This window comes from Paenibacillus sp. N119s, from assembly GCF_059447605.1.
The window spans coordinates 1-13,389 of the sequence record NZ_JCAJRU010000028.1 but is presented as its reverse complement, the minus strand read 5'-3'; the positions used below and the strand labels follow the sequence as shown (position 1 = coordinate 13,389).

8 protein-coding genes and 1 pseudogene are annotated in these 13,389 nt (G+C 47.2%); 1 reads left to right on the top strand and 8 read right to left on the bottom strand.

Features of this window, described 5'->3' with window-relative positions:
- Positions 1–16: 16 nt before the first annotated feature.
- The 7 genes from AC5V8P_RS05755 to AC5V8P_RS05725 form a co-directional block, all read right to left on the bottom strand.
- A complete protein-coding gene (locus AC5V8P_RS05755) occupies positions 17–775 on the bottom strand; it encodes a DeoR/GlpR family DNA-binding transcription regulator (protein WP_063213937.1) in 759 nt (252 codons plus the stop codon).
- Between the two features lie 20 nt (positions 776–795).
- Positions 796–2,271 carry a rhamnulokinase gene (locus AC5V8P_RS05750; protein ID WP_064797375.1) on the bottom strand — a complete coding sequence of 492 codons (1,476 nt, stop codon included), beginning with the start codon at positions 2,269–2,271 and terminating at the stop codon, positions 796–798.
- The gene (gene rhaI / locus AC5V8P_RS05745) at positions 2,268–3,488 is read right to left on the bottom strand and encodes an L-rhamnose isomerase (RefSeq protein ID WP_063213935.1); all 1,221 of its coding nucleotides are present in this window, start codon (positions 3,486–3,488) and stop codon (positions 2,268–2,270) included. The genes AC5V8P_RS05750 and rhaI overlap by 4 nt, the downstream gene beginning before the upstream one ends.
- Before the next feature lie 410 nt (positions 3,489–3,898).
- Positions 3,899–5,968: a bifunctional aldolase/short-chain dehydrogenase gene (locus AC5V8P_RS05740; RefSeq protein WP_063213934.1), complete on the bottom strand. Its 2,070-nt coding sequence runs from the start codon at positions 5,966–5,968 to the stop codon at positions 3,899–3,901.
- A 305-nt stretch (positions 5,969–6,273) separates the two neighbouring features.
- A complete protein-coding gene (locus AC5V8P_RS05735) occupies positions 6,274–6,915 on the bottom strand; it encodes an acetyltransferase (protein ID WP_063213933.1) in 642 nt (213 codons plus the stop codon).
- A complete protein-coding gene (locus tag AC5V8P_RS05730) occupies positions 6,912–8,051 on the bottom strand; it encodes a DegT/DnrJ/EryC1/StrS family aminotransferase (RefSeq protein ID WP_063213932.1) in 1,140 nt (379 codons plus the stop codon). Before AC5V8P_RS05730 ends, AC5V8P_RS05735 begins: the two co-directional genes overlap by 4 nt.
- 33 nt (positions 8,052–8,084) lie before the next feature.
- Entirely contained in the window at positions 8,085–8,951 is an 867-nt protein-coding gene (locus tag AC5V8P_RS05725) for a glycosyltransferase family 2 protein (RefSeq protein WP_064797374.1), read from the bottom strand.
- 237 nt (positions 8,952–9,188) lie between these two features.
- Between AC5V8P_RS05725 and AC5V8P_RS05720 the strand changes: the two genes are divergently transcribed.
- On the top strand, positions 9,189–10,718 hold the full coding sequence (locus AC5V8P_RS05720; protein WP_064797373.1) for a glycosyltransferase: 1,530 nt from the start codon (positions 9,189–9,191) through the stop codon (positions 10,716–10,718).
- Here AC5V8P_RS05720 and AC5V8P_RS05715 read toward each other — a convergent pair.
- A pseudogene (locus AC5V8P_RS05715) lies at positions 10,647–13,389 on the bottom strand (hypothetical protein); the annotation flags it as partial. The gene AC5V8P_RS05720 and the pseudogene AC5V8P_RS05715 overlap by 72 nt on opposite strands.

Here is a 13,389-nt window from a genome sequence, read left to right as displayed (position 1 = left end):
TCCAGAAACTCCATACTTACACAATCGTAACTGGAATGGACAGCTCTGCGAGTTGACTACGAATCGGGTCCGACAACCGTGAATCTGTGATTATTTCGGACACTTGTGACAAGTGCACGACATGTGTAAACGCCTGCTGCCCGAATTTGCTCGCATCCGCCAGTAAAATCACGCGATCCGCAATACTGACCATTTTCTGCTTCAAACGAGCTTGCAGCTCATTCGATTCACTAATGCCGCGATCCAGATGAACTCCCTGGCTGGAAAAAAATAGCTTATCTACATAATAGGTTTCTAATGAACGCTCTGCAAGAGGACCCACGAACGACAGTGAACGTTGAAGCAACTGACCTCCCGTCGAAATGACCTCGATTTTTTCCTTACCCGCCAGCTCTGTAGCTACCCGAATCGAATTGGTCAATATCGTTAAAGGAATATCCGGCAGACTCGAAGCCATATACCAGGCCGTCGTACTGGCATCCAGTAAAATGCGATCATGCGGCTGAATCTGCTTGACCGCTTCCTCAGCAATTCGACGCTTTTCCTCCGCGTTCATAATTTCCCGTACCGCATAGGGGGTTTCAGGTTGCTCGTTTTTGACGCTAACCGCTCCCCCATGCGAACGGCGCAGTCGCCCCGCCTGCTCCAGTCGATCCAGATCGCGTCGGATCGTTTCTTCCGTTACTTTACACAACTCACTTAATTCGGACACCCGTATGCTTCCTCTTTCATTCACGAGCTGTACAATCATCTCATATCTTTCTGCGACCAGCATGGCAACCTCACTCCACCTCTTTAATGTACAAAAAGTCCTGTCACCCGCCGGAACCGCCCATAGGCATCCTCCCACGCTTCTGACTCGGCAGGTTCATATTCCTCTATGACAATAGAATCTGCAATGACCCGGCGTGCTTCCCATATATCGGAGAACTTTCTCTGTGTCATCCATTGTACCGCAAGATTGCCAATTGCGCTCGCTTCTGCGGGTCCCGCCCACACCGGTTTTTGAATCGAATTGGCCGTCCATTGGCACAGCAAGTGGTTCTGAATTCCCCCACCGACCATATGCAAACCATTAAAACGCTGTCCTGACACCCGTTCGGTAAGCTCCAAAATATAACGATACTTTAACGCCAGACTTTCCAGAATGCAGCGCGTAATCTCTCCCGGCGTATCCGGCAATGGCTGCCCGGTATTGCGGCAGTATTGGCGGATGCGTGTTTTCATATCCCCGGTATGCAGAAACAGTTCATCATCCGGGTCAATCAAACAAGTGAACGCCGGTGCCTGTTCTGCCAACCGAACCAATTCAGGAAAGGAATAGGAGTATCCCTGCCGCTCCCACTCTCTGCGCGCCTCCTGTAGAATCCACAGTCCCATGATATTTTTTAGCAGCCTGTAGGTCCGACCCACGCCGCCTTCATTTGTAAAATTAAATCGAAGCGTATCATCATTGATTACAGGTTGTGCGGTCTCTGTTCCCATCAGGGACCATGTTCCGCAGCTCAAGTACGCAAAGGACCGTTCCAGCGCAGGCACCGCAGCTACCGCTGATCCTGTGTCATGCTCTGCTACTGCAATCACAGGAATCGCTCCAACACCCAAATCCGTCATCACCGATGAACAGATTGTACCTGCAACACTTCCCGGCTCCAGTACCTCACCAAACCAAGAACGGGGAATGTTGATTCCAGACAAAAGCTCATCATCCCATTTTTGCTGCAGCGGATGATATAATTGCGTGCTCGTTGCATTCGAAAATTCATGATACATTTCACCTGTCAGAAAATATCGCAGCAAATCAGGGATCATTAAGAAATGCGTTGCCTGCTCCAGCAAGGGTGAACTCATCTTCCGCATAGCGGCCAGCTGATAAATCGTATTAAATGTCAAAAACTGAACGCCTGTGCGGTGGAAAATAAACTCTTTTCCCAGCCGTTTCTGTACGTTCTCCATCACCCCGTGTGTATGCCAATCCCGGTAATGATAAGGGTTGCCCAGCAATTCCCCAGTTTCCCCAATCAGTCCAAAATCAACTGCCCAGGAATCGATCGCCAGGCTGGACGGATTCACTCCCATATGCTTGGCTTTGAGCAATCCCTGCTGCACCTCGTGATACAGACGCAGTATGTCCCAGTGCAGGCGTTCGCCGACCTTGACCGGATCATTGGAAAAACGATGGATTTCCTCCACCACGATACGTGAATCGGTTAATTTTCCGAGCAGAACCCTACCGCTACTTGCCCCCAGATCATATGCAAGGACGCTCACCAGCTCGCACCGCCCTTGCCTCTTTGCAAAATCTGCGCACCATACTCAGAAGCCAAGTAGGCTTTCATGGGATCTGCAGGTAATCCTTGCTCTTCGCGGATCGCTTTGAGCAACGGTGCCACATCAAACTCGAACGCTTGGCGTACGGCATCCTCCGCACCCAGCACATCCTGACGACTCGCCGCTTCCTCCACTTCTGCATGATTAATCAAGAGTGCCTTCGCATATTGAGTTTGCACATTCAGTACCGAGCGAATCATGGCCGGAATTTTGGGTTCGATATTGTGCGACTGATCGATCAAATAAGCGATTTTATCAACAGCATGGCGGATATCTGCATCGACATCCTGCGCTGCGTTCAAAATCTGGTAAAAGATTAAAAACAGCTCATACGGATTAGCAGAGCCCACAATCAGATCATCATCCGCATATTTATAACTGTTAAAATGAAAGCCACCCAGTCGCTGCTCATCCATTAAAAAAGCAACAATATGCTCCACGTTGGCTCCAGGCAGATGATGCCCAGTATCTACCAGTACCTGTGCTTGCGGCCCCAACTTGGTCGCGTAATGGTACGCCATGCCCCAATCGGCAATATCCGTATGGTAAAAAGCTGGCTCAAACGCCTTGTATTCAATCAGCATGCGCATGTCCGGCGTGAGCGCCTTATACATTTCACGTAGCGCCTCCAGCATCCAATTTTTACGTTTGCGAAGGTCCCCCTGGCCGGGATAATTGGTTCCGTCTGCGAACCATAAGCTAAAATCGTTGGAGCCCGTTTCCTTGGCAATATCCACACATTCCAACAAATGATTGATAGCCTTGCGACGGATTGCCGGGTCTACATTGGTAACGCTACCGAGCATATAATCCTCGTCTTGAAACAGATTGGGATTGATTGCCCCTATTTTTAGGCCGAGACTTTCAGCATGACTGCGAAGTTTGCCATAATCGTCTACTTTATCCCACGGGATGTGAATAGCAACAGATGGACATAAACCTGTCACGGCATGAACCTGCGCAGCATCCTCCAGCTTTTCGTACGGATCACGCGGCACACCTGTCTTCTGGAAGACCTTGAACCGTGTACCTGAGTCTCCATATCCCCAGGAAGGCGTTTCTATATTAAGCGCTTTCAGACTTGACTTCACTTGCTCCAGATTAATACCTCGTTGCTGCTGTTGTTCCTCGAATAAGGCGTACGCTTTGTCACTCATCGTGGTTCCTCCTTGGAAAATGAAGTGAGTTATGGGAGGCCGCTTCGCGTGCGGATTGTTCTTCCGATCGCTGTTGCAACGGGATTTTTCATTTTGCAACACATAATAAGGTTAAAATCCCGTTGCAAAGGCGAACGCTCCGCTTCTTCAAAACAATTCCGCCCGCTCCGCTGGTGACCACCCATAAAGTCACTTCTAATTTAAAGTGTTAGTGTATATATAAAAAGATGCAAACACGTAAATGGGTGTTTTTACTTATTTACGTGTTTGCAAGAGTATTTTACACTCCATCAGAACTATGGGTTTGTGGTGATTAATGAAATGGATTAATATATTAAACTAGCGTTATAACCCTAAGTATTGAACCGTTGAAATGAGTCTATCGTTTACAGAGGTTCATTTCAATTTGGCTAGCGTGTAAAGGCTGCTGGGACGCCGCCGTCGATGGTCAACATACAGCCTGTCGTTTTCTCCGCCTTGGATGAGGCGAAAAAGGCAATGCCCTCAGCAATATCCTGCGGGTAAATGTTGACCAGCAGCGTCGTTCGCTTGCGGTAATGTTCCTCCAGCTGATCTGGCTCGATGCCGTAGGCAGCGGCTCGCTCATTGCGCCAATTGGAGTTCCAGATTGCGGAGCCTTGCAAAATCGCATCCGGCAAAATCGTGTTCACGCGGATACCGTATTCGCCGCCTTCTGCGGCAATACAGCGGGCCAGATGCGCTTCCAGCGCCTTGACCGAGCTGTAGGCCGTTACATTTTTACCCGCGTAGACTGAGTTTTTGGAACCAACGAACACCATGCTGCCGCCAAGTGTCTGTTCCTTCATCAGCTTGAATGCTTCACGCGCGACCAAAAAATAACCTGTTCCCAACACGTTTACATTTAAATTCCATTCCTTTAATGATGTTTCATCGAACGGACTGGATGTAGCAAGCCCTGCATTGTTAACGATGACATCTACACCACCATAGGTCAGCGCTGTCTCGGCATAGGCCGCCTGGATCTGCTCCTCTTGCGTCACATCCATTTTCACGGCAATCGCTCGGTTTTCACCGTAACTGCTATTGATGTCTGCGGCTACCTTTTGCGCGCCCTCCGGATTCAGGTCTGCCAATACGACATGCGCACCTTCATCCACCAAACGCCGTGCGGTTGCACTACCAATTCCTCCTGCACCGCCTGTAATGAACGCAATTTTGCGTGAAAATTCTGCTTCTGCTGGTGCCAGTGATAGCTTGTAAAGCTCCAGCGGCCAATATTCCACGTTGTAAGATTCATTTTCACTAAGCGAAACAAACTCTCCTAACGCTGTTGCTCCTCGCATAACAGCAATAGCCCGATGATACAGAGCGCCGCTCACCTGTGCATTACTCCAGCTTTTGCCTGTGTTGATCATACCGATACCCGGAATTAGGATTACACGCGGCGCTGCTTCAAATCTCACGTCTCCTTCATGTCGATTGCGTTCAAAATAAGCTTGGTATTGCTCCTTATAGGCTGCTATCCCCTCGGCAAGCTTAACTTTCAGCCCCTCTACATCCTCCAAATCTGGTGTCCAATCTATATAAAGCGGTTTCATTTTGGTATGAACGAGATGATCCGGGCACGCTGCTCCGACCTGGGATAAAGCAGCAGAATCGCGGCCGTTCACAAATTCCAACACATCCTCTGCGTCATCAAAGGTGAGGATCATCTTTTTCTCATCACTGACTGCACCCCGGATGGATGGCATGACTTGGGACACAATACTACGGCGCCCTTTTGACGTAAGCGATTTATACTTTGCGCCTCCGAATCCCTGCTTTTTCGCTTGACGAGCTTTAATATAGCTTTCTGCTTCTTGGATGATTTCGATCGATTTGGCATAAGCCGCTTCGGATGTGTCTCCCCAAGTAACCAAACCATGCTTTTCCATCAATACCAACTCAGCTTGTGGATGATCAAGAACCCCTTGGGCTATCATTTTCGATAGCTTAAAACCGGGACGGATATAGGGCACCCATACAAAACGGTCACCGAAAATTTCCTTAGCGATTTCCTGACCGTTATGCGAACAGCATAAGCTGATAATCGCGTCCGGATGTGTATGATCGACATGATTAAAAGGCAAAAATGCGTGTAGCAGTGTCTCAATGGAAGCACGCGGATGCTTGGCATCTATCATACAGTTCGCCAAATATGCGACCATATCCTCGTCAGACATATCTTCCCGTTCAAACAATGGACGAATATCCTCCATACGAAGCCCGGTGAAGTTATGCGCTTTCATGGTTGCAAGATCGGAACCGCTCCCCTTAACGTACATCACTTCAACTTCACGCCCGCGAAAATCATGTATCGTCGTTTTAGCCGAAGTGTTGCCACCTCCCCAGTTGCACACGCTTCTATCCATACCGATGAGATTAGAACGGTAGACGAGCTGCTCGAGCGTGCTTTTTGGCTCAGATGCTTGTGAAGAATTCCACAGACTTTGTACCATAGGAAAAAGACCTCCAAGTTCTGTTTTAGTTTTGAATCGCTTTATTATAGTGTTTATTTTTGTTTATGGAGACTATAACACTTTTATTTGAATTTGAAAATATGCAATACAAAAATAATCAAAAATAAATTTTAATTTTTACTAACCTGTAAAACGAGTATATTCATCCAGCTTAAAATATAATAAGGCCGTACCAGGTCAGGTCATAAAAACCTTTTCCGGTACAGCCTTTTGGCAGGTAAATCACTTCATTGCCAAGCAGATTGCTACGAATTTGAATATGCTCTGTTTCAAAAGAAGGAGGCTTAGGGCATATCAAGTCGTTTTTTAACGACGGCTGGTATACCTGCAGCCATGGTAAAGCTGGGTATATCCTCTTTCACAAAAGCACCTCCACCGATCATAGACCAACAGCCGATGTGACGTTTCTCCCGTACCGAGGCACCAATGCCGATATAGGCTCCTTCATCTATGGTTACGTTACCTGCCAGATTCACACCGGGAGCTATGGTTACATAATCGCCAATAACCGCATCATGACTCACGTTAACACTCCGATTGATAATTACATGCTGTCCGATCTTAATATTGTCCGTCAGGACAGCCCCTTCCAAGATCATGCTTCCTTCTCCAATGGTGTTTCTTCGAGACAAACGAACACGGGGATGTATTAGCGGGGCTGCGATATGAAATCCCGATTGAATTGTATTATTAACGAATCGCTTCTTTAATGCCGGGTCACCCACCCCCGCACAGATCAGCTCCACCTCATATTTTAACGCTTCAATGTCATTCAACGTTCCCAGTATAGGAACGCCATTTACGATCTGCCCTTTCGTCTCAGGTCGTTCGTCCAAAAAACCTGCCACTTGTACTCCCAGCTCTTCACATAACCAGTTGATTTCCCTCGCATGTCCGCCCGATCCCCAAATCACGAGTTTTCTCATCCAGTTGTCTCTTTTCCCAGGCTTCCTAGAACGTTCACAATTTTTTGAACAATAATCTCGTCCAGCTCCTCCCACAAGGGCAGGCTGACAATATGTTTGGCAATATGTTCGGTAACATGAAGAGCAGACCGCGTATAGCTTTGGAACTGCTTCTGCTGATGGCACGCCGGAGAAAAATAGGTTCTAGCTTCTATTGAATTAGAGGCTAATAACTTAACGACCTCTTGATTCGTGTGTGAATCCGGACTAAGAACAGGGATAAATTGATGGACAACCGATCCTTGCGTTTTTTGTATAGACCATCCTCGTTCTAATAAGTCTGCTTGGATCAGTTCTCGAAGATAATATTCGTAGATCGTCCTTCTGTTCTCCCGAACAGTCTTGAAATGGTCGAGCGTGGCTAAAGCGATAGCAGCGGTATACTCGGATATCTTACTGTTAAGACCTTGGGTAACAGACTCCCTGCTGCTGGAGAAACCGAAATTCCCTGCCTGACGAATTCGCTTAATGAGATCCTGGTCTAAACTGTAAACCAATCCTCCCTCTCCGATACCAAAAGATTTGGTGGCATGAAAGCTAAATACTACAGCTCCTCCAAAGCCTTTGCCAAAATGGATGGCTTCCTCGGAAGTTATCGTTCCAAAACTGGCAGCAGCATCAATAACTACCGGAACTCCTTGCTCCTGGAGCTTATTGTATACGGATAAATCAAGGGCTGTACCGAAAGTGGCATAAGGAACGATTACCGCAATCTCATCTCCCAGCAGCTTGACTGTCTGCTCTAACTGCTCCCTATTCATTTGCCAATTTTCCGGTTCAATGTCAAGGAAGTAGGGTTCTAACCCGCACCATTCAGCAGCAAGTGGGGTGGCCGCAAAAGTAAAACTTGGCATAACTGCATATTTGCCCTGCGGTCGCTTGCTTTGCGCGATCGCCAAAATCAAGCCGATGGTAGCATTATGAACGGTCACAGCTGAACCGATGCCATCAAACATTTGCGCGATGACCCGCTCTTCAAATAGGTTATTTAAGGGGCCATAATTGGAATAAATTCGACTTTCTTCTATTTTCTTAAAATCAGAAATAAACCGTTCCTTTTTTACTAAATTAGGCCGTAAGAAGGGAATATCGAACATAAGCCAGCCTCCTTCGCATATGGGATGAGCAAGCTAGGATTCCAATGCTTTTAATATCATTTCAATTCGCTTGATATCTGCAACAAATTGTGGACGTCCCCTTATACGTTCCTGATAAGCATGAAGTGCAGTTTTAAACAAATCGTCAGTATCAAGAAATCCATCATCTCTTGAGGCAATCATAATATCTAACCATTCCGTGAACGCACTTTGACCAAGCGTCTGATTATTTTGATTGGGATGTATTCGGAAATAGCTTAGTGCTTCAGGAATATAAACTGCTTTTCCTTTGGATAGTAAGTTCAACCAGGACGCTAAATCATTAAGAAGAGAATACTGTTTTCCTCTATATACTCCAAACCGTTCGATAAGATCTGTTTTTTTAAACAATACTGTCGTAGGTTCACCAATCACATTTAAACAGCGAGTTAATGCCACGTTTGCCAACATTCTTCCGTCCATGATCCTTGTTTCTTCGTATAACCTTTCCGTTGCATAGAGCCCTGGGAGAATAGCACCTGATTCATTAATGGTTTGCCGATACGAGGTAACCAGTGTGATGTTTTCAAAATTTTCAAAAAAATAGATCATCCTTGCTATTTTTTCTTTATGAAACATGTCGTCATCCATCAAATAATTGATATATTCACCTGACGCCAAGTCAAAACATTTATGCCAATTTCCAAGAAAAAGATTTTTATCATTTTTATAATATTTAATTTTGGGAAAAGAATTAAAAAAAGAATCAATCATTTCTTGTACTTCATTCGTTGTACTATCATCACAGATAATGATTTCGATGTTCGGATAAGTTTGTTCCAATACACTGTCGATGGCGATTTTTAGTGTATGCGGCCGGTTATATGCAGGTATAACTACGCTTACTAAGGGGCATTCCACGCTTATTCCACCTTTCTTTTATGCTTAGATACTTATGTTGGAGGTTTCAAACGATTTGATTCGCTATGTTCATATGGGCTGACCTGTTCCTCACGTCCCCGAATACATACACATACATATATATTACTGGGAAATAAAATGATACCCGAAAATGTATTTTTAATAAAAACAATAACTTACGTCTGAATTGGCACCTCCCTCTCGTTGGTGTTCGAAACTGGTAAAAGGGGAATGATCATGACATTGAATTTCACTCCACTACTGACAACTCATTTATTTGTATCGAAGAAGGTTTTAAAGGATCATGTAAAAGAACTGATAGACAAGTTGGAGGAAAATCACATTACGGTAAACTTGTATGAGGCTGATCAACCACTTATAGACAATATCCTCCAAAAGCCTCGGGTTTACATCTCGCTCGGAGAAGAGTGGGGGGAATTTCCGGCACTAAAAACGTTACCTGATCACGAAAAAAAACGCTGGTTGCACTTCCAGTCATCAGACGAAATTCAACCTATGCATTTATTTTTCTGCTGGCTCAAGGCAACAGATCCCCTTTCGGAAAATAGAACAATTCCTCCAACACGTTTTTCTTCAAACACACCTTTAATATCCGTGTTTACTGCCAGCTACAGATCAAAAGAAAAAATTCAACGACCTTATCAATCTTTATTGAAGCAGACCTACAAGAACTGGGAATGGGTAATCGTGGATGATTCCGGTGATGAAGATGAGACATACAAAGAGTATTTACTCCCTTTGGAGGATCACCGTGTGCGGAGATATCGCCAGGATTCCCGCAATGGCTATATAGGAGCTATCAAAAGGTTTGCAGCAGGTCTATGTATAGGGGAAATTTTAGTAGAAGTCGATCATGATGATGAGCTAACACCTGACTGCCTGGAGAAAATCGTCAAAGCATTTCAACAAAACCCTGACTGCGGCTTTGTTTATGGGGATTGTGCTGAAGTGTATGCAGAGAGCAATTATGCACATTGGTATGGCTGGGATTGTGGCTTTGGTTACAGTATTCATTATCGAGTCTGGCTGCATGAAATGAACAGATGGCAAAATGCACAAAAACATACGACCATTAATGGCAAAACCATTCGTCATTTGGTCGGTTTACCCAATCATCCCCGTGCGTGGACGAGAGACTGTTATCATCTGATCGGAGGCCATCGCAATGAACTACTGGTAGCAGATGATTACGATATGCTGGTTCGGACGTTTCTTTGTACCAAAATAGTAAACGTCCCTGATTTAATATATATCCAATATCGTAACGAACAGGGAAATAACACTACATTCCTCAGAAATAAGCAGATTCAGGTTCTTGTAAGGGAACTATATAGATGCTATTTTCAAAGGATCCAAATGAGATTGAAAGAGCTCGATTTACCAGAGCTATTGCCTTATCGTCGTATTTGGGAGACTTCTACGAACGATCCTGCCCGGAAATCTGCTCACGTTATTCAAGAAGATACCTCAAGATTCTCGGTATTGTTCCCTATCCCCCATTCCTGCCCTGAAATAGAGCATACGCAATTAAATAAGACACTCCAAAAGGGCATTGAAAACAACTTTAGGGAGATTGAAATTGTGGTTATAGGTCGAATTCCATCAGAAATCGAAACCTATGCCTCCAAAGCTCCCAGGGGAGCCATACGATGGTGGCCTATGGAACCAAATGATTCATTGGAAACTTGTATTCAATATGCAAAATTTGTTGCGTCCTGTAAAGAGAAAGTGGTTGTGTTGCCCTAAATTACAACAAGGCTGAATAGAATATTGGCCAACAATTATTTCCCAATGCCTTTGTCGAAGTCTCTTGGAATAATTTCCATGAAGCTTCGACAAAGGTATTTTTTCGTTACACCATAACTGCAAACATGAACTTAAGAAAAAAAGAACCCAAAAGTTATAAATAACTTTTGAGTCCTCTAAATATACCTTGACCTTAAGCTGGTCCTTGCTCGCCTTGAGGTCCCTGGTCACCTTGGACGCCTTGAGGTCCTTGATCACCTTGAACTCCCTGTGGTCCCTGGTCTCCTTGGACGCCTTGAGGTCCTTGGTCTCCTTGGACGCCCTGAGGTCCTTGATCACCTTGGACGCCCTGAGGTCCTTGATCACCTTGGACTCCCTGAGGTCCTTGATCACCCTGAACTCCCTGAGGTCCTTGATCGCCTTGGACTCCTTGAGGTCCTTGGTCGCCTTGGACTCCCTGAGGTCCTTGATCACCCTGAACTCCCTGAGGTCCTTGATCGCCTTGGACTCCTTGATCACCTTGAACTCCTTGAGGTCCTTGATCACCTTGAACTCCTTGATCACCTTGAACTCCTTGAGGTCCTTGATCACCTTGAACTCCTTGAGGTCCTTGATCACCCTGAACTCCCTGTGGTCCTTGATCACCTTGGACACCCTGTGGTCCTTGGTCTCCTTGGACACCCTGAGGGCCTTGGTCTCCTTGAACTCCCTGTGGTCCTTGGTCTCCTTGAACGCCCTGTGGTCCTTGGTCGCCTTGGATTCCTTGTGGTCCTTGATCGCCTTGGACTCCTTGAGGTCCTTGGTCGCCTTGAACTCCCTGAGGTCCTTGATCACCTTGAACACCTTGAGGTCCCTGATCACCTTGGACGCCTTGAGGTCCTTGGTCTCCTTGAACGCCTTGAGGTCCTTGGTCTCCTTGAACGCCTTGAGGTCCTTGATCACCTTGGACTCCTTGAGGGCCTTGATCGCCTTGGACTCCTTGAGGTCCTTGATCACCCTGAACTCCTTGTGGTCCTTGATCACCTTGAACGCCTTGAGGGCCTTGGTCGCCTTGGACACCTTGAGGTCCCTGATCACCTTGAACACCTTGAGGTCCCTGATCACCTTGGACGCCTTGAGGGCCTTGATCGCCTTGGACTCCTTGAGGTCCCTGATCACCTTGGACTCCTTGTGGTCCTTGATCACCTTGAACTCCTTGATCACCTTGAACTCCTTGAGGTCCTTGATCACCTTGAACTCCTTGATCACCTTGAACTCCTTGAGGTCCTTGATCACCCTGAACTCCCTGTGGTCCTTGATCACCTTGGACACCCTGAGGGCCTTGGTCTCCTTGAACGCCCTGTGGTCCTTGGTCGCCTTGGACTCCTTGAGGGCCTTGATCACCTTGGACACCCTGTGGTCCTTGGTCTCCTTGGACACCCTGTGGTCCTTGGTCTCCTTGAACGCCCTGTGGTCCTTGGTCGCCTTGGACTCCTTGAGGTCCTTGGTCTCCTTGAACTCCCTGAGGTCCTTGATCACCTTGAACACCTTGAGGTCCCTGATCACCTTGGACGCCTTGAGGTCCTTGGTCTCCTTGAACGCCTTGAGGTCCTTGATCACCTTGGACTCCCTGAGGTCCTTGATCGCCTTGGACTCCTTGAGGTCCTTGGTCTCCTTGAACTCCCTGAGGTCCTTGATCGCCTTGAACTCCTTGTGGTCCCTGATCACCTTGAACACCTTGAGGTCCCTGATCACCTTGGACGCCTTGAGGGCCTTGGTCGCCTTGAACGCCCTGTGGTCCTTGATCACCTTGGACACCCTGAGGTCCTTGGTCTCCTTGAACTCCCTGTGGTCCTTGATCACCTTGAACTCCCTGTGGTCCTTGATCACCTTGAGGTCCTTGAACTCCTTGAGGGCCTTGATCACCTTGAACTCCTTGAGGGCCTTGATCCCCTTGGACACCCTGTGGTCCTTGATCACCTTGAACTCCCTGTGGTCCTTGATCACCTTGAGGTCCTTGGTCGCCTTGAACTCCTTGTGGTCCTTGGTCTCCTTGAACTCCCTGAGGGCCTTGGTCGCCTTGAACTCCCTGTGGTCCTTGGTCGCCTTGGACTCCTTGTGGTCCTTGGTCTCCTTTGACTCCCTGTGGTCCTTGGTCGCCTTGAACGCCTTGAGGTCCTTGATCACCTTGGACTCCCTGTGGTCCTTGATCACCTTGGACACCCTGAGGTCCTTGGTCTCCTTGAACTCCCTGTGGTCCTTGATCACCTTGAACTCCCTGTGGTCCTTGATCACCTTGAGGTCCTTGAACTCCTTGAGGGCCTTGATCACCTTGAACTCCTTGAGGGCCTTGATCCCCTTGGACACCCTGTGGTCCTTGATCACCTTGAACTCCCTGTGGTCCTTGATCACCTTGAGGTCCTTGGTCGCCTTGAACTCCTTGTGGTCCTTGGTCTCCTTGAACTCCCTGAGGGCCTTGGTCGCCTTGAACTCCCTGTGGTCCTTGGTCGCCTTGGACTCCTTGTGGTCCTTGGTCTCCTTTGACTCCCTGTGGTCCTTGGTCGCCTTGAACGCCTTGAGGTCCTTGATCACCTTGGACTCCCTGTGGTCCTTGATCACCCTGAACTCCCTGTGGTCCTTGATCACCCTGAACTCCCTGTGGTCCTTGATCGCCTTGGATTCCTTGAGGTCC